Below are 22,608 nucleotides of genomic sequence, written 5' to 3' on the forward strand. Positions count from 1 at the left end.
GTTTTTTTGACATTGGAGTCAAACCTAACTAAGAAACTCACAGATTTACTGTTTTGAGATAAAGATTATATTAAAGCAATCTCGATGTAAAAGTATCACACCTTATGGAGTCTTATAATATAAGGTAAATACAATTAAGACTATTGCAACTTGAGCACTTATAATCCCATTGCTTTAGCTCTTTATTACAATCAGCACATTTCCAACCTGGATCAGGCACAGCTTCTGAGTCCATCCTGTTTAACCAATAAATTGCTTGATCATACTCTTGCAACATAATCTTGAGCTGTACCATAACAAGGTAGATTGATATGTAATTAGCTTTTTTCATAGCAATATCTAAATGCTGACTTGCAAGATCATATTTCCCTAAGCTAATTGAAGACAAAGCAAGCAAGCAATAACTAAAATAATAATCAGGGCGTAAGTTATATAGTCTTTCAGCGCCTTTATTATTTAACTTGATATACATTCTAGCTGATTGAGGAGTAGGATTTACTGTATACTCTTCCTCTAATACTGTGGAAGCTTTTCTGATTTTTTCAAGCTTGATATATAATTCTGCCTTTAAATAATTGATGGGCTGAAAAGTTGCATAATAACTTTGTGCTTTAGCTAAATAATCTATAGCTTTGTAAAAACTTCCTTTACTTTCGTATTGCTTTGCTAAAGCGCAATAAAAAACCGCTAACATCTTTTTACGATCAAAGGGAAGAAAAATATTGAATTTGATAGCTTCCTTTAACTTTGAAATTGCATTTATCCAATCTTCTTGCAATATACAATGCTCTATTTGAAAGGGAATAGACAAAATTTTATCATTAATTGAACTAGAGCAATATTCTATAAATTTTTGAAAGACTAACCTTTCTTGCTTTAGGTGAATAATCAGTTTATTTATCAGAAGTAGAGCTAAGTTGCGATTTTTACTTGCAATACTCGTTAAATTATGGCTGAAAAAGCTGTAATTTCCCGTTTTACCTGAATTAAAGAGCTTTACTAAAGATAATTTATCACTTTCTTCATTTAGATTTTTAATTAGCTTATTGGTGTTCTCTATATTACCTAAGTCTAAGCTAAAGAAAGCTTCAAAGAGAAGCAATTCTTCCCTACTTCTTCTTCTATTTTTTATGTTAGCAAATGTTGATGAAATAGAAGAACAAAAACGTGCAACTGCAATCAATAAAAATAATAAGACTACGCAAGCAAGAATAACGAAATATAGATCAATACTTATAGTGTAATTGCCTAATTCCAATTTTATTACTTCACCACTTACCTTGATCCATATGCCAAATAAAAACGAAAAAGCAAAAATTATAAAATAAATCATGAGATGTATTGTAATAAGTGACGATATATTATTGAAGTATTCTTGAAAGCTACAATAAAATCATTCAATTTATTAAGCCATGGTTTGAATTCTGGGTATGTTAAGTCACTTATTGCGGTGGCTATGCTCTGCCAATCATTATCGCTTATTAATTCTTCAATTTCCGCAAGCTTTAACCTGAGTGGATCACTACGATCATCTATCTTTATCCAATTTGAAATGATTTTTTTAAACAAGTTACTTTTATTGTAGTTAATAACAGTCATGTTCTTCTCAAAAGACAATTTCAACCCGCGTAAAGTATCTACCTCTTTCAAATTTTCCAATTCATTTACTGCATTTTCTATCTCTGGATCGTCAAGCTCTGATATCAAAGGCTTTATTGAATTTATATGATTATCAAACTTGGCTTCTCGCAATAACGAATTCTTCATCTTAATCACAAGTAGCAGCAACTTTGCGAGGTTCTTATGCCTTAAACTACCATCACCTTGCTCACATTGAGTGTGCAGATTTCTCTTTAAGTCAAATATCCTTTTCTCTACCCTAGATTGATTCACTTCAAGCAATACTCTAAGTTCATCCATCTTTTCCGTTAAACCATTTATACTATTTTCACTTTCTTGCTGATTTATTTTGAAAAATATTATGTTATTTATTGCAATATGGCTAACAAATAACAATATAATTAAGAACCAACCTATGCATTTTTTTCGAGTATCATTCATAACGTAATATCTCCGCTGGGTCTTGTGCAGCTGCCTGCAATGCAGGAGGAATTGTTGCTAAAAATGACAAGAACAATGCAAGTGCAGAAATGTTCACTACATCTTGAGAAACTAATATCACTGGCAAACTTGAAAAAAAGTATATCATAGGATCAAATAGCTTGATGTTGGTAATGTTTTCTAAAAACACTCTAATATTTTCAATGTTGAGAGAAAAAATAACTCCTATAACAGAGCCAAGACAAGTTCCTGTAAAACCAATTAATAGCCCACAAGCACAAAATATGCGCATAATGCTTCCACTTGTTGCACCAAACGTACGCATAATTGCAATTGCGGATTTCTTTTCTTGCACTATCATCATCAAACTTGAAACAATATTGAATGCTGCCACAACTATAATCAAAGTAAGAATTAAAAACATCACATTTCTTTCAGTTTTTAAAGCATTAACATAATGGCTTTGCTGAGATTGCCAACTTTCAGCTTTCATTCCTGTTTCTTCTACTATAGCATTTGCTAGCTTATTAGCCGCAGCAATATCGTCTATGAACACTTCTATATTTCTCACACTATCTTTATAATTAAAAAAAGCCTGAGCTGATTTCATGGGCATATACATCAAGGTATTGTCGTACTCAAACATACCCATATCAAATATTGCTACAACTTTATATTCTTTCATTTTTGGTATTTCACCAGACAGTGCGTCAAATCCTTCAGTTGATATAAGCATAATGTTATCACCATAATCAATATTCAAAGCTTCTGCTAATCTTGCCCCTATTATGATACCTTCATCGAATTTTTCCACGTTACCCATAATTACATTATTCTTAACGGTAGTGTTATTAAATAAGTCTTTAGCTGATACACCACGAACTACGCTACCCACAATTCCACCATTTGATGCAACGATCACTTGATCATTGGTCATAGAAGTAGCTTTTAATACACCTGGGATTTTCTCAATAGATTTTAACACTGCGTGGTAATCTGAATTTATGCTTCTATCAAAGTAAACATTAATATGGCCATTAATGCCAAGTACAGAGTCGAGCAGCTTTGCTCTGAACCCATTCATTACAGACATTACTACTATTAGCGTTGCAACTCCAAGAGCAATACCAATAATAGAAAACAAGGCCATTATAGAGCAAAATCTAGAATTCTTTGCTCGCAAATAGCGAATAGCCATAGTAAATTCAAAGGCAATAGACATTATACTAAGATTTAAATATCATACTTTTTATGCTTCATATAACTGTAATTTTTCCTTTACCTCAAATTAGGTTGTCTAAATTTAGCAAGCTTATAGAATATATTCAATATTCTATATTAAGACCTTCCATATATATCGTCCGATCTTACTATATCATTATCAGATAAAAACTTTCCTACCTGAAACTCAACTATCTCAAGAGGAAATCTTGTACTTTTATTCTCAATTTTATGAAACACCTTCCTTGGAATCTCTACTACATGATTTTTTGTTATAGCATATGTTTTGTCATCTAAACTCACGCATCCAACCCCTGATAGTATTATATGGTACTCATCTCTATAGTGGTGAAATTGCTTAGAAGTGCAGCTCAGTGGATTTATAAAAAGGTATTTTATAAGAAAATCCTTACCCATTAAAATCACACTATAAAATCCCCATGGCTTAATCTCTTTCCTTGTTGGCTTTGCTTCTTTAACTTTATTAATGAACAACATTAGGCTCTTATTTTGCCGTTTATAAACTCTACCTAATAAAATCTTTTCATCATTTTCTGTCATCAAAACTGGCTCTCTTCCTTTTGTTACATGCTGAAATGAAACTAAATTCTCACTAAATCTCTTACTCAGTTCTAAAACTGAACTCCAAGTACCAATATCCATCCAATCAAAATTAGCTTCTACCATTGCAATATTTTCTGCTTTTTCTATCACTAGGTGATCAATAGATGTATCACCCATTCCTGCACAATTTTGCTGTTCTAAATACAGAAATCTCTCTCGTGGTACAAAATGCTTCATACTTTCACAACATAAATTATAGAGAGTCGGAGCAATTTTTTTTATCTCATCTATATAGCGTTTTGCTCTAAACACAAATATTCCAGAGTTCCAATAATGATTATTGTCCAGCTCATATTCAGGCTTTTCTATAAAGCTCTTTACTATGTGATATTTCCCTTTCTGACCATATACTGCATTTATATAGCCGTATTCCGAATTGAATTCATGAGGCTTTATCCCAAAAGTGACTATAGAGTCAGTTTCAGAGGCTAGCTTAGACGCTTTCTCAATAGAAACATAAAAACTATTCAAATCACCTATAAAATGGTCTGAAGGCAGAACTAAGATTGTCTCGTTCCTATCGCAGAGAAGCACAGCAATTAGTATTGCTGCCGCTGTCCCAATTTTAACTGGTTCAAAAACTACTTTACATTCCTGTAATGCATGTAATTCCTGCATCAATAATGACTCATATTGTATATTTGTGGTAATGATGGGTGGCATATAATCGCCTTTTAGCCTCAACAAAGTGTTGTGAAACATAGTATTCTGACTAAATATTTTCTGAAATTGCTTTGGCTTAGATAGAGGCCAAAGTCTGCTGCCACTACCACCACACAGTATTACAGGGCGCATTTAATTAAGATATTAATTATTTGATTAATATCTTATACTAACGGCAAAATGCATGCAAGTTTTTATTGTGAGATGATTAAAGTAAAAAGTAATTTAAAGTGATGGTTGACTACGAGCGTGATGGAGTCCCTACATTTCGTGATGAGTCTTGTCTTCTTTCTATCTCTCTATCAATATGAGGAGTGTTGCTTTTTTGATTAACGGCTGCAGCTACTTTTTCATCAGTTTTGTTTTGCAACTTTTCCTTTAAGCTTTCTCCAACACCTAGTTCTCTAGATTTATCTATACTTTCACTATTTTTGCTCAACCCCTTCTCTAAGTTTTTTTCAATATCTGATTTTCTAGCGTTAAGCTCTTTCCATGTACCCGCTATGCTAAGTGGCTTATGATCCTTCTGCTTCGGCTTTGGCCTTTCCCCATTTGTAACAACATTAAAGTCGCTTTTTACTTCTTTCCAACATTCTTTCAATTGGTGTTTCCACATAGTAAGATAAGCATCACCATACTTTTTCTCATTTGCTACAAACAATAAAATTGGAGCCTTAAGTATGGTAGCTCCCATATTCACTAAATTTTTTACTGCCATTGCAGGGGTGAACAAAAGATAGCCAAAAGACTTTGCAATTGGGTTTTGTTCGCTTATTAAATACTCCCCTAACTTTATAGGAAGAGAGGTCAACAATTTAGTACAAACTTTAGCCAAGCTTGTAGCAAAAACGATAGAAACAGATATAAGACTTTTATCTAGCTCTAGATTACCATCCTGATCTCTAATTTCTGAAAAATGGGTGCTTAGCTTCTTGTAATCACTAGCGTATAGTAATTTTCCATTTCTTCCTTTTTCATCTCTATCTTTCTCATCAACTTCTCCCGTGTCATCATTGATGAAGCAACCTTTTTTAGCAAGAAAAGAAGAATTAGTTAATCTAAGTAACTTAGTATCAACCTCAAAGACCGGCAAGTGTTTTTCAAGATCTATTTTTGAAAACTTAAATGGCTTATAAAATTTACTATAATCATTAACCTCACGCCTACCTTTACTAACTAAAAAGTCAATAGTAAAGTAAGATTTTTTATCAATTTCCTTAACCAAGGCTAGATCAAATTTGTATTCATTATATATAAGCTGGTACTCTGGATTTCCGTCTTTATCTTTTACAAGCTTGTCATTTTTTTTTACAACTCTCCCAGAATCTACAATCTGATCATAATTTTTTGGATATTGACACTTTCGTCCATCCTCATATATCATTACCTTTCTAAGGTCTTTGACATAAACTTGAGACTCAGATGAACTAAATAGATCCTTCACCTTTAGCGTAAGGTCTATTCCCCACTTTTTCAATGTCTCTAACATATTGCTAAACCAAAATCGCTATAGTTCAATAATAAAACTAGTACACTAATAATATATTAACATAGAACTGGCAACTTTACAAGAAAATATGCCTATAAAAGAAAAAAGTCGTAAAAGCAAGGACTATATAAGTAATGCTTGATAAGTATTTCATGCATGTAATTGTAAAAATCCTTAGAGGTACTCTGTCTATATAATCTTCACACACTACCTGCATTCCAAGAACTGCATGCCAAAAAATGCAAAACACCAGTATAACAAAAAACAAAAGCTCTAGTGGATGATTAATAGCCTGAAATAATTTTTCATTAAAAGATAAAGGGCTATCAACATAAAATGTGCAAGAAAATGAGTAAATAAACCAAGGAAATAAAAATAACAAAATCACCGCAGAAACACGCTGGATCCACCAATGATGTACTGAATTTACAGATTGACTCATATAAATATAAATAAAAAAGCCATAGTAGAAAGAAATAGCATTATTGTTAGTAATATAGCACTTTTTAAAACACTAGCAATTTCTAAATTAAGCCCAGCATCCCACAATAAATGACGAATACCATTAAGAAAATGATACATAAAGCTTACAAAGCATAAGATATAAGCTAATTTAGCAACAGGAGTGAACAATAATGCATTTAAGCACCTTACTATAATTAACTTAGGGGAGTAAACATATAATATAAAATACCAAGAAAGTATGATTAATAAAAGAAATAGCAAGATACCAGTCAATCTATGCATAATAGAAAAAAAACTAGTAACTTGTACTTTATATATTTGTAAATGTGGGGAAAGAGACCTGTTACTCATAAAATTTCGTTATCGAGAAATTAAAAAATAAAGTAGAAGTAAAGACAGCAGTATAGTACATAATGACACTATTATTTGAAATGGTGAATTACGTACAAAGCCTAAGGAGGTAATCCAGCTGCAGATTCCCCTACTGCTACCTTGTTACGACTTCACCCCAGTCACTGATCCCACTTTAAATAACTCCTTCCTTGCGGTTAGGCCATTAGCTTCGAGTGAAACCAATTCCCATGGCGTGACGGGCAGTGTGTACAAGACCCGAGAACGTATTCACCGTGGCATGCTGATCCACGATTACTAGCGATTCCAACTTCATGTACTCGAGTTGCAGAGTACAATCCGAACTGAGATGTCTTTTAGGGATTAGCTTAAGCTTGCGCACCTTGCAGCCCATTGTAGACACCATTGTAGCACGTGTGTAGCCCACTCCATAAAGGCCATGATGACTTGACATCATCCCCACCTTCCTCCAGCTTATCACTGGCAGTTTCCTTAAAGTACTCAGCATTACCTGATAGCAACTAAGGATGAGGGTTGCGCTCGTTGCGGGACTTAACCCAACATCTCACGACACGAGCTGACGACAGCCATGCAACACTTGTGTAAAATCCGGCCGAACCGACCCTATCCCTTCGAATAGGTATGATTTCCATGTCAAGAAGTGGTAAGGTTTTTCGCGTTGCATCGAATTAAACCACATGCTCCACCGCTTGTGCGGGTCCCCGTCAATTCCTTTGAGTTTTAATCTTGCGACCGTAGTCCCCAGGCGGAATGTTTAACGCGTTAGCTGTAATACAGAAAGTAAACTTCCCATATTTAACATTCATCGTTTACAGCGTGGACTACCAGGGTATCTAATCCTGTTTGCTCCCCACGCCTTCGCGCTTCAGCGTCAGATTTGAACCAGATAGACGCCTTCGCCACTGGTGTTCCTCCTAATATTTACGAATTTTACCTCTACATCAGGAATTCCTCTATCCTCTTTCAATCTCTAGATTAATAGTTTTAAAAGCAATTCCAAGGTTAAGCCTCGGGATTTCACTTTTAACTTATTAACCAGCCTACGCGCCCTTTACGCCCAATAATTCCGAATAACGCTAGCCCTCTCCGTATTACCGCGGCTGCTGGCACGGAGTTAGCCAGGACTTCTTCTGTGAGTACCGTCATTATCTTCCTCACTAAAAGAGCTTTACAACCCAAAGGCCTTCTTCACTCATGCGGCATGGCTGGATCAGGCTTTCGCCCATTGTCCAATATTCCCCACTGCTGCCTCCCGTAGGAGTCTGGACCGTATCTCAGTTCCAGTGTGGCTGATCATCCTCTCAGATCAGCTATAGATCATTGCCTTGGTAGGCTATTACTCCACCAACTAGCTAATCTAATATAGGCTCATCTAATAGCAATAAATTTTTCCCCCGTAGGGCGTATACGGTATTAGTTGCCGTTTCCAACAATTATTCCATACTACTAGGTAGATTCCTATACATTACTCACCCGTCTGCCACTAAGCTATACCATAGCAAGCTACAATATAACTCCGTTCGACTTGCATGTGTTAGGCCTGCCGCCAGCGTTCATTCTGAGCCAGGATCAAACTCTCAAATTTAGACTTCAACCTATAAAAGGTTGAGGGTACATCGGATAAATCCGACAAAAAATAATTTAGCTTAATACTGCTGTCTTTATTTCTACTTTAGAAATATTTTAATCTCCAACTATTCAAACAACTCTAAGAATATTATTATGTGATATAATCACTATGTCAATATGTTTTTGCAAATCAAAAGCATTAATGTATAAATATATAACTATTTGGAATATTACCATGAAAAAATACATCTTTCTGCTTGCACTCGCGCCAATGTTAGTTGGCATCACATTATACTTATTGCGCAACATTGATAACACAAAACAATCTATAACTGCAGGTGACAAGTTTTACGAAGTATTATTCTTAAAAAAAGATAATAAGTCACTGCTAGAAGAAATAGATTCAAATTGGGAGTATTTAGCAAATTTTGAACGCGCATTCAATCATATCTCAGATTCAATGCCAACAGACACAGCATCTATTATTTATAATGATTTGGCAGACGATAAAGATGCTCCTGATGTTTTGCGTGAGTTAGCACAATACTTAGAAGTAATGAGCTTACTTCACTCCAGCGGTGAAAAAACAAATAGAGATAAAATTAGTAATTTAGAATCAAATGCAGTGTACCCTTATTCAAGCCAAGAAGCTATCGCTATAGTAAAGATACACAGTAACGACATTAAAGGTGCAATTGAAATATTGCATTCATTATTAAATGATAGAGAATGTCCGACTCTAATCAAGGCCAATGCACAAGAATTACTTCGGATATACGAAAACTAAAAAACTTGCTTGCATAACAATTTGGCAGCGCATCTAATGAAATAAAGAACTTTACTTGACAAACCTCCCTATTTTATTATGGCACTAAAAGTATTTATGACTCAAAATTTGTTTTTGACTGTAGGATCAATCACAAAATCCAGTAAAAACTTAGGTGTTTATTGGTAGATTACGTAAAATTATAGCGGTTTTTTAAATTTTTTCTATACTCAGCCAAGTCGCGCTTGTTAGAACATTATTACAGCACCACTTACAGTAATATAGAGTCAAAATTTCACTACTCAGAGGTTCCTTTTACCTTTTTATTTAGTAAGACTTCTCTATATTTATAGTTAATATATCAAAGAATAAACTTCACTCGCAGAATGTCATTCTAGCACTAAAATGACAAAAAGAGTATAAAATCGCAATAGCTATGTATCAAGCACCGTTGTATTTTCTCTATATTTTAGATTACTTTGTTTACCCCCTCCCTTTACCATTCAGCTACACAGATAGTTACTACAAACCGTAAAGATGTTTAAAAGAAATCTAATTTTTTATCAACTCATACATTTCATTACCAACTTCACAACAAGGTTCTGCAGTTGGATAAAAATAATCAAAAAAGAAATAATCCTTTAGTATTTCTGGCTGCATCCAGAATTATAGTAAGTATCAAGCCTTCCTTTAAATATCAACAAGAGTATCTTTATACTTTTTCCAAATCACCCTCCCCCAAACTGGTCTACGATGTTTGATAGGTATGCATCTCGATTATTTAACCCTTTGCTCTTATATTTACCAAGCATACTTTTCATTTTAGAATTAAGATCGAATGCTTTTATTTCAAGATCTGCACCTTTCTTCATATAATCTAAATCATTAGCTAATTTTGTATTGAAACTCTGTGTAAGCTTTGCAGCCAGCTCTCTTGCTTTTCGTCTTTATTAAAGCTAGTATCAAACCAACCTCAGTCACATTTGCAACAATCACATGCTTTACACCATATTCATTTAGAACCAAATGCATTACATATTTCACTAACCGCTTTATTTCAATACTTTTTCTGCTTTAACATTGTTATAAGCAGTGGCACCCATAATATTATTTCCTCGATTATAATGAAAAATAAAATCTCCTTTACCTACGTCTGGATGATGTTTAATTACTGCGTTTAGCTGATTAACTAAACGAAATTTATTGAGGAAATAAGAAAAAATAGGGTTAAGAATTTCAGATGCTGTTGCATATAAAATCGCATAGTTATGACCTTACTGTTCATAGTATCGATCAAAAAATGAGCATCTCCATGATGACTTAAATTCTTCTAAACCTAAATACCTTGCTACATATTCAACAATAGTAAGGCCATTGCTAAAAATCCTCTTTAATAAAAAGGGGCATTAAGTTTCACGTTTCTTACAAAGGATAAGTTATTAAAATTTCAATAATTACACCATTATCAGATAAACTATCACCCAGAACACAAAAATTTTTACACTTTGAATTAGAGTTATTCTTTTCATTTGCCATAACATTCAATATCTAATCATACTGCTCTATGAAGCCTATAAAAAAAGAAAAATAGGGTAAAATTATAGAACTTTGGCTGAATTTTACCTATTTTTTGAGCAGCCCTTCTGCCTTAAAAGAAACCTCTAAGTTTTTTAGCACGGCTTGGATGTTTCAACTTACGTAGTGCTTTTGCCTCTATTTGCCTAATTCTTTCACGTGTAACATTAAAAATTTTTCCTACTTCTTCTAAGGTATGCTCCTTTCCATCTTTACCAAGGCCAAAGCGCATCCTTAGAATTCTTTCTTCTTTTGGTGTTAAAGTTGCAAGAACATTGGTCGTAATACCGCGCAAGTCGGCAAGTATTGCAGCATCCTCTGGTTTAGAAACTCGCTTATCTTCTATACAATCACCGAAGGTACTACTATCATCCTTTCCTGTTGGAGCTTCAAGACTTACTGGATCTCTTGCTATTTTCATAACTTTACGTATTCTTTCTATCGGCATTGCCAATTCTATACTTAATTCCTCTAATGTTGGCTCTCTACCCATTCCATGAGTCATCTTTCTTAATGCTTTATTGATTTTACTGATAATTTCCACCATATGAACTGGTATTCTAACTACTTTAGACTGTTCAGGTATTGCCCTAGTTATTGATTGTTTTACCCACCAAGTACCATAAGTCGAAAATTTATATCCACGTTTGTAATCAAACTTATCTACAGCCTTCATAAGACCAATATTGCCTTCTTGTATCAAGTCAAGTAGATCAAGTCCTCTTTTTGAATACTTTTTAGCAATTGAAACCACTAGCCTTAAATTAGCCTTTATCATCTCTTGCTTTGCTTCAGAGACTTCTCGTTCGTGTTTTTGTATTCTCTTGATTAGCTCCTTAAACTCTTGTACTTTATCTCCTTGTACATAACTCTTAATATTTCTTAAGGCACTAGCTATATATTCATAGTTATCGTTTATAAACCTTAAGAATTTATTTTTTAATTCACCTGTAAAAAGGGACTGATTTTCATTCTTCTTTAAAAGACTGATTTCGCTCAATTCGTGCTCTAAAAGCACAGCACAATAAATATTATAGAAACTTTCTCTATCAATATCGTACTTTCTAGCCTCAGTAATAAGATTAGCTTCTTCAAACGTGATTAGTCTATTTATTTCGTAAAGTTTTTGTGTAATTCTGGCAATAGCAGCATCACTAAACTGAATTTGTAATGCTACAGACCATATTTGATTATATAAATTTTCTAGCTCATTAGAGAAATCTTTAGAATTTTTTTTCAATACCAATGCTTCATTTGTTAAAGTAATGATCTCATCCAATGCTGTGATAACCTTTGGCAATAAATCACTTTCCATTTCAAGAACAGAAATGTTTAAATTCGCTGAACTTATATCTTCACTCTCATTTCCCTTTTCATCGTTGCCTTTTTCCTCATCATCAACATAATCTTTAACATCTTCAGCTTCACTTTCTTCTTTGGCTACCATATTGAAATCAGAGTTATAAATTGCATCTAGATTTATCATTTCTCTCAGCAAAAAAGTTCCCCCACTTAAATCATCACGCCATGTTTTGATCATGTTGAATACCACTGATGTTTCAATTATTGCACGTAACATGTTATGCTTTTCAGATTCAATTTTTTTTGCTATCTTAATTTCATCTGCTCGTGACAAAAGCTTTACAGAGCTCATATCTTGTAAATAAATCCTTACTGGATCATCATTTTGCACTAAAGTTGTAGTAGTATTCAACGATGTCTCATCATCATCAAGCTTATTACCATCATCATTAGAAGGAGCTTCTTCCTCATCCTCACTACTTTCGAGTATGTTAATTCCAGAGTCTTGCAATAAAGCTATAGTATCATCTATAAAATCAGGTGGAAAACTTTCATCTGACAACTTATCATTTATATCATCAAAAGTGATAAAACCGCCCTTTCTTATACTTTTGGTTACAAGATCTTTGATGATCTTTTTCCTATCTTCCGTACCATTAATAGTTGACATCATTACCTTTACAGTTTATAATTTTATTTCTTATTTATCAAATAAACTTACAATTAGCAAGCTTATAGTTTTATTCTTAATTTATAGTTACTTGCTACTTCATATAGTTTAAGATACTGTCAATTTATTCACACTCTTCTTAATCAACTAATCTCTCCATTCTTACTACTATGGACAATCCAACTGAAAATGTTGCAATTCCAACCACTATAGCAGTAAGCATTAAGACGTGAGGTATAGGATTGGTATATAAGTGAAAATTTGAAGTCAATATAGGAGGTAAAGAACTTTTTACATACCCTAAAGATATGTAAAACAACAAAACAGATGCTTGTAAGACACTTAATCCCATCATTTTTTTTATTAAGTTTTTATCATTTACAATGATATAGAAACCTAGCACCATTAATATAGTAATGCCTACATAATTATATAGAGTCATTGTTTTTTCTTGCGAGCAAAATTTATATATATGATTAACATGGAAGAAGAGACGGTAAGCAATACACCCAGCTCCACTAAGAAAATACCCAATTTTTGACCTGTTCTACTATTAGCTGACAATATACTATAGGATAAAAAATTTTGGCCAAATAAAACTGTTATAATACCAGCTCCTCCATAGGTTAAAATACCTAGTACGTTAGTAAATTTGATAATAGAGTAAGGTATTGCTTTTAAAGTTGTAGGTATATCAAATAACATAGAATATAATATTATCCCAGAAGCAATAATTATTCCCGCCTGAAAACCTCCACCTGGAGTATAGTCACCATGAAACTGTATGTATAAACCAAACAAAATGATAAAAGGTATCATCAAAAATGTTACTGCACTTAATACCGGATCTTTAATCACTTTCTTTCTCTTCTAATATTAACATTATACAAAGTGCAGCAGTAAAAACTACTATAGTTTCTCCAAATGTGTCATAGCCACGAAAGCTTGCTAAAACAGCTGTCACTATATTAGGAATACCAATAGCTTTTTCAGTATTTTCTACATAATAAGGAGCAACGTGCAAGTGAACTGGAGCATTATGACTGCCAAAATCTGGTAATTGAATCATAAAGTATGATAAACATGCAGTCAAAAATAACATAAAAAAAAGTGTTGTGGGGCTATGAGATAAATTTGCTTTGTAATTCTTTACCAAAGAGAGTGCTGCAAACGTAAAGACTGTGCTCAATCCTGCACCAACAGAAGCTTCAGTAATTGCAACATCTGGCGCATTCATAATCAAGTACATAAGTGCAATAAGTGAACTAAATACACACATTAGAACAGCACTTACAACCAAATGTTTCGAAAGAACTATAAAAACTGTAACCGTGAGTAACAGCAAAAGTAATATTAGATTCAGTATTTCTAGCATCTTAACCTTCTTTAATAGTCTTTACTTTTATAATAAGTACGCGCTAAAATATAACTGTTAGTTGAATTGGCTATCCATATTATAAAAATCAATAATATAACTTTAATAGTATTGATTGAAAATTCATTTTGCCAAGCAAAACCAATCAACAACAACATTGCGCCACTAGAATCTGCAATACCTGCAGCATGTAGTCTAGTATAGAAATCAGGAAATACTACTACTCCTACGCTTGAAATGAATGTTAAACAAACACCTAAAAATATGAGAATGGATGCTACCATAAATTATCAAAACAACATTAATCTCATTAGCGCTATAGTTGATATAAAGCTGATGCTAGCATATAGTAATGCTATATCAATTAAAAAAAAATCATTCAGAGTAATCGATATTGCTGTTATGAGTAAAACTACTTGTGTTGATAAACTATTGAATGCTAAAATCTTATTGTATACATCACTTGACCTAAATACTATACAACATAACATTACACTCATACAGAACAAAAGCGCATAGATAGCAATACTAATCATTTATAAGCTATTATAACCTCTGCAGATTTCTAAATCGGTACTTCTTCACCACTATCTTGATCATCTATTTCATCATCGTGGCTTTCTTGACTTACATCCAGACTTGTGTTAAGTTGATGATCAGAAAAATTTAACAAATTTGCTAGCTTACTTGGACTATTAATATAAGTATTATCTGTATTTCCTTTCATGTGCTCCTTGCACCTTTTCACCAAAAGGTTAAACAACTCATGAGTATTCACCTTCTTTTCTGCTATTTCATATAAAGAAACTATCGTATCCTTATGATCTTTAAACTTAACCATTTCAACGGGATCGCTTGCCCCTGTACTCAAATCATGCGTTCTTTGACTTGCTAGCAGAACCAATTTAAAACGGTTGTGTACCTGTTCTACACACTTTTCTACAATAGACTCAATCATAAAATACTACCTTGATAAACTTTATACTATATCACAAAAAATAAGATGTCAACTTCGGATCTATTGAGATCCAATTCTACATTCTACTTTTTCTTCTTTAGCTTTTACTGATTGATTTTCTGTTATTGTAATTGTTATTTCATGATCAAGCTTTTTCAAAAAACCTAACAGTCTCTCTAAAGAAAAACCACTTGTCTTACCACTTTTAATTTGTGACACCTTTGGTTGATCAATACCAAGTTTCTCAGCCGCACAAGCTTGAGTCCAAGTATTTTTTCCTATAATTTTACTTATTATGCTCAGCAATTTTTTTTTTATTGCTTCACTATCCAGATTGTTTAATGATATTGTTTCCATAATTTTTACTCTCACATACCAACTAGCTTTATTAAATATTATATAATTTGTCAATAACTATAATGATATACTGATACTCAAAATTTTAAATTGACTATAATTTTTATCAAAATACTAGTAATTTCAAACTATTATTTTGAAAAAAACTTACTATTAAAGAGAATAAGTTGAAATTGCAAAGTTTAAAATACAGAAATAATCATTTTACAAACTCGTTTTAGAGACTGTACATGATCTCAAGAAAGGAATAAAGCAGGAGATAGAGTATGTAAATTATGAAAACAGAGCAAGATGAGTAGGAGAAAAACTGAGTAGAGTTCTGTAGAAAGAAACAAAATCAAGAAGATTTAGGATATATTTTACATAGTGTTACAGGTCCTAAAAAGTGGCTTCAGTGAATCAACAATGTTTTCAAAATGGCAAGATTATTTTAATAAATGAAGTAAAAAACATAGCGGAAGTAAAGAAAGTGTTTTGAAACATATATAAAAAAGTAATTGCAAAGAAACAAATAAAAGGATGTAACTGTAGAAATCTTTGCCGTATTGTCAAAAGGTAAGTCTCTAATACTCTTATAGAAAAGTGTAGACAATTGTGATAAGCAAAATTCAATACTAGCTTACAAATCGTCTTCTTGCTTCCACCGCTTTGCTTCTAAAAAGATTATGAATAGACCCTTATATCCGAAATTTATACCTCTATATTTTAATATAGGGATTCATTTCAATTTTTAAAGTTTCTATTTAATAAGAATGCTATATCATATTCGTAATTTAATTTAAATATCTGTTGCTTCTGAAATACTATTTGGTTAGTAAATAAAATCATGTCTAATACAGAAAAAATGAAAAAGGATGTTGCTGTAATTATGGGAAGCGAGTCGGATTATGGCACTATGGTGCATGCTATTAACCTATTAAAAGAATTGGAAATTTCACATGATGTATTTATAATATCCGCACACAGAACACCAGAGAGACTCTTTAATTTTACTAAGTCTGCTCAAGAAAAAGGCTTTAAGGTTATTATAGCTGGTGCAGGAGGAGCGGCTCATTTACCTGGTATGACTGCATCGCTTACTTATTTACCTGTTATCGGTATTCCTGTGCATAGCAAGCAATTAAATGGGCTAGATAGTCTATTATCTATAGTGCAGATGCCAAAAGGTGTTCCAGTTGCAACAATGTCTATAGGAGAGAGTGGAGCATGCAATGCCGCTATTACTGCTGCATCTATATTGTCGATTTCTAATAGTGAAATTGCAGATAGATTAAAAAAATGGAGAGAGGGGCAAACTAAAGCAGTAAAAGAAAAACCAACATTATAATGGCAATAGTTCTTTTAGATACAAAAACCATAAATCGTATAGCAGCAGGAGAGGTAATAGAAAGGCCTGCAAGTGTGGTAAAGGAATTAGTGGAAAATGCAATAGATGCCAGAAGCTCAGAGATAGAAATTAAGATAGAAAGTGGTGGGCGTAACCTCATTACTGTAATCGATGATGGTAGCGGAGTAAAAAAGGATGATTTAGAACTTGCGTTTATGCGCCATGCTACTTCAAAATTGAGTGACAGTGAATTGATAGAGATCAAGCATCTTGGCTTTAGAGGAGAAGCTTTGCCTTCAATTGCAGCAGTAAGCAGAATAAAATTATCATCTAAGGCAAGCAAAGCAGATCAAGCATGGTCTATAAGGTATGAGGGGGGAGAAAAAATAGGAGAGCTTGTTCCTTATCCTTTATCGATAGGAACATATATTGAAGTACGAGATTTATTTTTTGCCACACCAAATAGACTAAAATTTCTCAAAACCGAAAGGGCAGAAACACAAAGCATTGTTGATATTGTAAACAACTTAGCAATGATCAATTATGGAATTGAGTTTACTCTTATCTCCGATAATAAGAAGCTTCTTAAGTATGCTAAGCAGAACTCATTATTTAGCAGGCTATGCGAAGTAGAAGAAGAATTTCATGAAAACTCTTTGCAAATTAGTGAAGAAGAAGATGGCATTAGACTTACAGGATACATCTGTAAACCTACTGTCAATCGTAGCAATTCAACTCAGATCTATACATTTGTTAATGGTAGACCAATTAAAGATAATCTACTTATTGGTGCAATTCGTTATGCGTATCACGACCTTATTCCAAGCAATAGATATCCTTTTGCAGCGCTGCACTTAGAGATACCGTATGATCAAGTTGATGTAAATGTGCATCCAAATAAATCAGAGGTAAGGTTTCAGAACAAGAGGCTAATATATGAAATAGTGAGAAGAGGGCTAATAAAAGTGCTATCAAAGAGAATAGATCTTGCAGAAACTGTATTGGCCCAGAATGGAACAACAACGAATCATCTATCATCAGATCCTTTTAGTAGGTCTAGTCTTAAAAATGAATTTTATGGAAGAAGGTCGGATCCTTTTGAAAACCAGTTAATGAGAGAATTTACTTCTCCAAATATAGAGAGAAAAAGCTTATCAGAACATTCAAAATCGTTTGATTATACTGGTATGCAAAAATCTCCTCCACGAGCAGAAACTACAATTTTGGAAAGGAAACAAACCGATCTAATAAGGGACTATCCACTTGGGTTTGCACACTGTCAAATCTACAATACTTATATTATTGCCGAGGTAAGAGACAAACTAATTATAGTAGATCAGCATGCAGCCCATGAAAGACTAGTATACGAGTGCTTAAAGGAGAAATCAAGTATAAAAAGACAAAAACTTCTTTTGCCTGAAATGGTTGAAATCAAAAGTCAAGCCGGTATGGAAATGATAGAAGTTTATAAGGATAAGCTTTTCGAAATGGGCTTTGATATCGAAATTAAATCAGAAAATGCGATCATAGTAAAAGAAATACCTGCAATCTTAGGGTCAATAGATGTGAAGAAAATGCTAATTGATATAGTGGATAGATTAATAGAAATAGAAGATACTCTACCTATAGAGGATAAAATAAATAAAATACTAGCTACAATTGCTTGTCATGGATCAATTAGAGCAGGTAGAAAGATGAAATTAGAGGAGATGAATGAGTTGTTGAGGCAAATAGAAAAAACACCATATTCTGGACAATGCAATCACGGAAGACCAACCTATATAGAAATGAAATTAAGCGATATTGAAAAGTTATTTGAGCGAAGGTAAGAAATTGTCACAAATGTGTATAGATTATACAACCCTAGTTTCGTCATCTCAAAACTCAGATACACAATTGTTCGAACATTGCAATTTGCAGGTAATTTGTATAGTAGATAATGTCATTCTATTACTTGACGATGATTTATTATGCAGCTACTTGATTAAAATTAAGTTTCCTAAATCCCAGGCATTGTCTTTTATGTTAATAATTAATATACAACTAAAGATACTTATCAAAAACGACAATAAAGAATTCAAAAAAAGCCAGAAATTCTGTAGAATTGACCATATCATATAGAGAAAAAGGAAGTGTATGATCACATCCTTCACTCCGATCATTAATCTGCAAACAAAATAGTTTTGCATTTTTTGATAAGATTAAGTAATATCAGCGTATTAGTTATACAATTAATAATTTTTATGGATGAGCGTAATCCTTGGAATCTTGGAAAGAAACCGTCAGGTTCAAGTAATGAAGATATTTTAAGTAAAGCTGTGTCTGATATAAGATGCTTTTTTAATGGCTTAACCAGAAATAGAGGGAAAAAACCTTATTTCATCATTTTTATTGTTTTGTTGTTTTATCTTTGTACTGGTTTCTATATTGTCCATCCGAGTGAGGAAGGTATAGAACTTACTTTTGGCAAATATTCCAATACAGAAACATCTGGTTTGCGTTATCACTTTCCCTACCCTATTGGTAAGGTTTTTAAAGTAAATGTTAAAGAAGTAAATCGTGAAGAAATTGGGATAAGCAGCTCTTATGGGCGAGATACAGATCGTGGTGAAGGAGTGATGCTTACCGGAGATGAGAACATAGTCAACGTTAACTTTGAGGTCCAATGGAGAGTCAGGGATGCTAAAGATTATTTATTCAAAGTGCGGGATTATAAACCTGGTTTTAGCGTTAAAAATGCTGCTGAAAGTGCTATGAGAGAAATAATAGGTAAGAATACGATCTCTTTTGCACTCGAAGGTCAAGGCAGGGCTGAAATTTCCAGAGATACTATAATTTTATTGCAACAGATTCTTGATGGATATCAAATGGGTATAGAGATTTTATCCGTTCAAATGAAAAAAATTGATCCACCAGAAAAGGTGATTAGCTCATTTAGGGATGTACAAAGTGCTCGCGCAGATAAGGAGCGTACCATAAACGAAGCATACGCTTACAGTAATGATATTATACCTCGTGCAAAAGGTGAAGCAATAAAGATAAAATTAGATGCAGAAGCATACGAGAATGAAATAATAAATGAAGCAAAAGGTAATGCAAATCGCTTTTTATCTCTTTACGAAGAATATAGACAAAATCCTTCTCTTGTTAAGAATCGTATTTATCTTGAAACTATGGAAAATATTTTCAGCAAGGTAGATAAGTTTGTTATAACAGACGATCTGAAAGGTATGTTCTCTTATTTACCTCTTACAAATTTAGGAAAATAGCCATGAGTAGTAATATAAAAATTGTTTTTGCTTTTATATTTGTTGTATTATTGATTGCCTTATCTAATTCAATCTTCGTTGTTCAAGAAACAAAACAAGCAATAGTTATACAACTCGGTAAAGTCGTAAAAGATGTTAGGGACAGTGGTTTATATTTTAAATTGCCATTTATAAATAACGTAGAATTTCTTGATAAGAGAATTTTAGATTTAAGTCCTGATAAAACTCCAAGGGAAGTGATAACTGCAGATCAAAAGCGTATTATAGTAGATGCTTATGCAAAATATAAAATAATAGATCCTATTACTTTTTATCAAACTGTGAAAAATGAATCAGGGCTAGTTAGAAGATTATATCCTGTCATAGAAGCTCACATAAGGGAGAATATAGGAAGATTTTCATTAATTAGTTTGTTGAATGAAAAGAGATCAGAAGTTATGCAATTAATTCAACGTGGAGTTTATTCTGAAGCTGGAAAATTTGGCATAGAGATAATAGATGTAAGAATTAAGAGAGCAGATCTACCAGAAGAAAATAGTTCTGCAATATTCCGCCGCATGCAAACTGAAAGAGAAAAGGAAGCAAAAGAAATTAGAGCAGAAGGAGAACAAGCTGGACAAGAAATTAGATCAAAAGCTGATAAATTAAAAAGGGGAATTGTCTCTAGTGCAGTAAAAGAATCACATGAAATAAGAGGCCGTGGTTATGCTGAAGCAACTAGAATCTATAATGAGGCATTCAAGGTTGATGAAGAGTTTTTTAACTTTTATCGCTCTATGAAAGCTTACAGTAAATCATTTGCTGAGGGTAATACTAAATTTGTGCTTTCACCAAATAATAATTTCTTAGATATTTTGAACAAGGGATGGAAATAGTTTATGAAAAGTAAAGCATTTATTTTATCTATATTTGCATATTTTTTAATTTCATTTTCTTCATATGCTAATCTGTTTGCAAAAACAGTTGCAGATCCTGTATGTAGTTGTAATAAAGGGCTTGCTGATATAGTGGAAGAACTTATTCCCGCAGTTGTAAATATTTCAAGTGAGCAAATAGTTAAGCAAGAAAATAACAGTAGAACTAAAATTCCCTTTACGCCAAGAAATAATTTCTTTGATGACTTTAGAGAATTTTTCGAGCATTTTGATCAATTTTTCGATAGAGCTCCTAGCATTAATAGAGAAGTGACGTTACTTGGGTCTGGATTTATTATAGATAAAAGTGGAACCATAGTAACCAACTATCACGTTATTAAAAATGCCCAAGATATTACAGTTACTATGAACGATAATACTTATTTCAAAGCAGAAGTTTTAGGCTATGATGCAAAAACTGATCTTGCTGTGCTTAAGATTAATTCTGATAAAGATCTTCCTTTTGTTGAATTTGGTAATTCTGATAAAGCAAGAGTTGGTGATACAGTTATTGCAATAGGCAACCCTTTTGGTTTGGGTGGCTCTGTAAGTACAGGAATTGTGTCTGCAAGATCTAGAGACATTAGTATTGGTACTATGAATGAATTTATTCAAACTGATGCTGCAATTAATAGAGGTAACTCAGGGGGACCACTATTTCATCTAAATGGAAAAGTTATAGGTATTAATACTGCTATTTATTCCCCATCTGAGTCTGGCGGTAACGTGGGTATAGGCTTTGCTATACCATCTAATCTAGCTATTTCAATTATTGACACATTAAAAAGTGGTAAAAAAATAAAACATGGTTGGCTTGGCGTGCAAGTTCAGCCTATAACAAAAGAATTTGCTGAATCCTTGAGTTTAAAAGATATCAAAGGTGCATTAGTTGCAAGCGTAGTAAAGGGCAGTCCTGCAGAGAAAGGAGGAATCAAAGTAGGTGATATACTATTAGAGTTTGACGGCAAAAAAATTGATAGAATGACGCAATTACCTCATATGGTTTCACGAACTGAGCCCGGAAAGAAAGTACAGGTTAAGTTACTTAGAAAAGGTAAAGAAGTCAATATCAAGGTTGCAATCGAGGAATCTACAAATGATGATTCAGGTAATAATCAAGAAGAAAATAAATCAACATCTAGTTATATAAGTGGTTTAACCGTTTCAAATTTGCCAAAAGAACTAAAAAAAAATGCACCCACAAAGGGTGTAGTAGTTACTAGTGTAGATAGTAGTAGTAATTCTACACTACGTGTTATTAAGAAAGGTGATATAATTATCCAACTAGATGGAATCGATATTGAAAATACTAATGATTTTCAAAAACAAATTGATTCAGCAGTAAAAAAAGACGGCAAAGATTCAGTAATGTTGCTTATTTACCGCAATGGAAACCAGTTTTTTACTTCAATCAAATTGAAGAAGTAGCTATTTATCTAGCTGGTCATGAAAAAATTGCTTGACAAATTTAACTAGCTTCTTTACCCTAAGGGTGAGGGCTTTTCTGTAGATTAATAAAATTTATCCCTATACTGAAAACGTTTCCAACGAGATTATGGAAGAACTAGATTTCAGTATCAAGCACTGGAACATCATCATCTATAAGATGAAAGAGCTGGAGTGGTAAGAAA

The 22,608-nt window shown here is 33.1% G+C and carries 23 protein-coding genes and 1 rRNA gene; 6 read left to right on the plus strand and 18 right to left on the minus strand.

Annotation, left to right across the window (positions count from 1 at the left end; genetic code table 11):
• Window positions 1-112 precede the first annotated feature (112 nt).
• The 8 genes from OOL05_RS04755 to OOL05_RS04790 form a co-directional block, all read right to left on the minus strand.
• The gene (locus OOL05_RS04755; protein WP_264375964.1) at window positions 113-1,333 is read right to left on the minus strand and encodes a tetratricopeptide repeat protein; all 1,221 of its coding nucleotides are present in this window, start codon (window positions 1,331-1,333) and stop codon (window positions 113-115) included.
• Window positions 1,330-2,061 (minus strand): hypothetical protein, encoded by a 732-nt coding sequence (locus OOL05_RS04760; protein ID WP_226079284.1) that lies wholly within the window; start codon window positions 2,059-2,061, stop codon window positions 1,330-1,332. The genes OOL05_RS04755 and OOL05_RS04760 overlap by 4 nt, the downstream gene beginning before the upstream one ends.
• Window positions 2,054-3,283: a lipoprotein-releasing ABC transporter permease subunit gene (locus tag OOL05_RS04765; RefSeq protein ID WP_264375965.1), complete on the minus strand. Its 1,230-nt coding sequence runs from the start codon at window positions 3,281-3,283 to the stop codon at window positions 2,054-2,056. Before OOL05_RS04765 ends, OOL05_RS04760 begins: the two co-directional genes overlap by 8 nt.
• Before the next feature lie 116 nt (window positions 3,284-3,399).
• Window positions 3,400-4,701 (minus strand): sugar phosphate nucleotidyltransferase, encoded by a 1,302-nt coding sequence (locus OOL05_RS04770; protein WP_264375966.1) that lies wholly within the window; start codon window positions 4,699-4,701, stop codon window positions 3,400-3,402.
• A 109-nt stretch (window positions 4,702-4,810) separates the two neighbouring features.
• A complete protein-coding gene (locus OOL05_RS04775; protein WP_139686622.1) occupies window positions 4,811-6,058 on the minus strand; it encodes a hypothetical protein in 1,248 nt (415 codons plus the stop codon).
• Window positions 6,059-6,134: 76 nt separating this feature from the next.
• A complete protein-coding gene (gene sdhD, locus OOL05_RS04780; RefSeq protein ID WP_064085698.1) occupies window positions 6,135-6,500 on the minus strand; it encodes a succinate dehydrogenase, hydrophobic membrane anchor protein in 366 nt (121 codons plus the stop codon).
• Complete coding sequence (gene sdhC, locus OOL05_RS04785) at window positions 6,497-6,874, minus strand: succinate dehydrogenase, cytochrome b556 subunit (RefSeq protein WP_264730025.1); 378 nt, start codon at window positions 6,872-6,874, stop codon at window positions 6,497-6,499. Before sdhC ends, sdhD begins: the two co-directional genes overlap by 4 nt.
• A gap of 102 nt (window positions 6,875-6,976) precedes the next feature.
• Window positions 6,977-8,480: ribosomal RNA gene (locus tag OOL05_RS04790) — 16S ribosomal RNA — on the minus strand.
• A 153-nt stretch (window positions 8,481-8,633) separates the two neighbouring features.
• Between OOL05_RS04790 and OOL05_RS04795 the strand changes: the two genes are divergently transcribed.
• The gene (locus tag OOL05_RS04795; RefSeq protein ID WP_029237695.1) at window positions 8,634-9,251 is read left to right on the plus strand and encodes a hypothetical protein; all 618 of its coding nucleotides are present in this window, start codon (window positions 8,634-8,636) and stop codon (window positions 9,249-9,251) included.
• 707 nt (window positions 9,252-9,958) lie between these two features.
• Here OOL05_RS04795 and OOL05_RS04800 read toward each other — a convergent pair.
• The 10 genes from OOL05_RS04800 to OOL05_RS04845 form a co-directional block, all read right to left on the minus strand.
• Window positions 9,959-10,102 (minus strand): GDSL family lipase, encoded by a 144-nt coding sequence (locus tag OOL05_RS04800; protein ID WP_264686918.1) that lies wholly within the window; start codon window positions 10,100-10,102, stop codon window positions 9,959-9,961.
• A gap of 13 nt (window positions 10,103-10,115) precedes the next feature.
• Entirely contained in the window at window positions 10,116-10,262 is a 147-nt protein-coding gene (locus OOL05_RS04805) for a GDSL family lipase (RefSeq protein ID WP_236607939.1), read from the minus strand.
• Window positions 10,263-10,878: 616 nt separating this feature from the next.
• Window positions 10,879-12,777 carry an RNA polymerase sigma factor RpoD gene (gene rpoD / locus OOL05_RS04810; protein WP_264730817.1) on the minus strand — a complete coding sequence of 633 codons (1,899 nt, stop codon included), beginning with the start codon at window positions 12,775-12,777 and terminating at the stop codon, window positions 10,879-10,881.
• A 139-nt stretch (window positions 12,778-12,916) separates the two neighbouring features.
• Window positions 12,917-13,219 carry a cation:proton antiporter subunit C gene (locus tag OOL05_RS04815; protein WP_010404276.1) on the minus strand — a complete coding sequence of 101 codons (303 nt, stop codon included), beginning with the start codon at window positions 13,217-13,219 and terminating at the stop codon, window positions 12,917-12,919.
• Window positions 13,216-13,635, minus strand: a complete 420-nt coding sequence (locus tag OOL05_RS04820; RefSeq protein ID WP_264730028.1) for a Na(+)/H(+) antiporter subunit B — start codon at window positions 13,633-13,635, stop codon at window positions 13,216-13,218. The genes OOL05_RS04815 and OOL05_RS04820 overlap by 4 nt, the downstream gene beginning before the upstream one ends.
• Complete coding sequence (locus tag OOL05_RS04825; RefSeq protein WP_010404272.1) at window positions 13,628-14,152, minus strand: DUF4040 domain-containing protein; 525 nt, start codon at window positions 14,150-14,152, stop codon at window positions 13,628-13,630. The genes OOL05_RS04820 and OOL05_RS04825 overlap by 8 nt, the downstream gene beginning before the upstream one ends.
• Window positions 14,153-14,163: 11 nt before the next feature.
• Window positions 14,164-14,436, minus strand: coding sequence for a monovalent cation/H(+) antiporter subunit G (gene mnhG / locus OOL05_RS04830; protein ID WP_264730030.1), 273 nt, complete (start codon window positions 14,434-14,436; stop codon window positions 14,164-14,166).
• A gap of 6 nt (window positions 14,437-14,442) precedes the next feature.
• A complete protein-coding gene (locus OOL05_RS04835) occupies window positions 14,443-14,688 on the minus strand; it encodes a monovalent cation/H+ antiporter complex subunit F (RefSeq protein ID WP_010404268.1) in 246 nt (81 codons plus the stop codon).
• Window positions 14,689-14,717: 29 nt separating this feature from the next.
• On the minus strand, window positions 14,718-15,110 hold the full coding sequence (rpoZ, locus tag OOL05_RS04840; protein ID WP_264682592.1) for a DNA-directed RNA polymerase subunit omega: 393 nt from the start codon (window positions 15,108-15,110) through the stop codon (window positions 14,718-14,720).
• 60 nt (window positions 15,111-15,170) lie between these two features.
• On the minus strand, window positions 15,171-15,467 hold the full coding sequence (locus OOL05_RS04845; RefSeq protein WP_064085421.1) for a helix-turn-helix domain-containing protein: 297 nt from the start codon (window positions 15,465-15,467) through the stop codon (window positions 15,171-15,173).
• An 826-nt stretch (window positions 15,468-16,293) separates the two neighbouring features.
• Here OOL05_RS04845 and purE point away from each other — a divergent pair.
• From purE to OOL05_RS04870, 5 genes are all read left to right on the plus strand, one after another.
• Window positions 16,294-16,794 carry a 5-(carboxyamino)imidazole ribonucleotide mutase gene (gene purE, locus OOL05_RS04850; protein WP_007302433.1) on the plus strand — a complete coding sequence of 167 codons (501 nt, stop codon included), beginning with the start codon at window positions 16,294-16,296 and terminating at the stop codon, window positions 16,792-16,794.
• Window positions 16,794-18,623 (plus strand): DNA mismatch repair endonuclease MutL, encoded by a 1,830-nt coding sequence (gene mutL / locus OOL05_RS04855; protein WP_264375970.1) that lies wholly within the window; start codon window positions 16,794-16,796, stop codon window positions 18,621-18,623. The genes purE and mutL overlap by 1 nt, the downstream gene beginning before the upstream one ends.
• A 414-nt stretch (window positions 18,624-19,037) precedes the next feature.
• The gene (hflK, locus tag OOL05_RS04860) at window positions 19,038-20,063 is read left to right on the plus strand and encodes an FtsH protease activity modulator HflK (RefSeq protein WP_264375971.1); all 1,026 of its coding nucleotides are present in this window, start codon (window positions 19,038-19,040) and stop codon (window positions 20,061-20,063) included.
• A 2-nt stretch (window positions 20,064-20,065) separates the two neighbouring features.
• Entirely contained in the window at window positions 20,066-20,938 is an 873-nt protein-coding gene (gene hflC, locus OOL05_RS04865; protein ID WP_010407101.1) for a protease modulator HflC, read from the plus strand.
• A 3-nt stretch (window positions 20,939-20,941) separates the two neighbouring features.
• Window positions 20,942-22,405 (plus strand): DegQ family serine endoprotease, encoded by a 1,464-nt coding sequence (locus OOL05_RS04870; RefSeq protein WP_264375972.1) that lies wholly within the window; start codon window positions 20,942-20,944, stop codon window positions 22,403-22,405.
• Window positions 22,406-22,608 lie beyond the last annotated feature (203 nt).

Source organism: Wolbachia endosymbiont (group B) of Episyrphus balteatus, assembly GCF_947250575.1.
GTDB lineage: Bacteria > Pseudomonadota > Alphaproteobacteria > Rickettsiales > Anaplasmataceae > Wolbachia.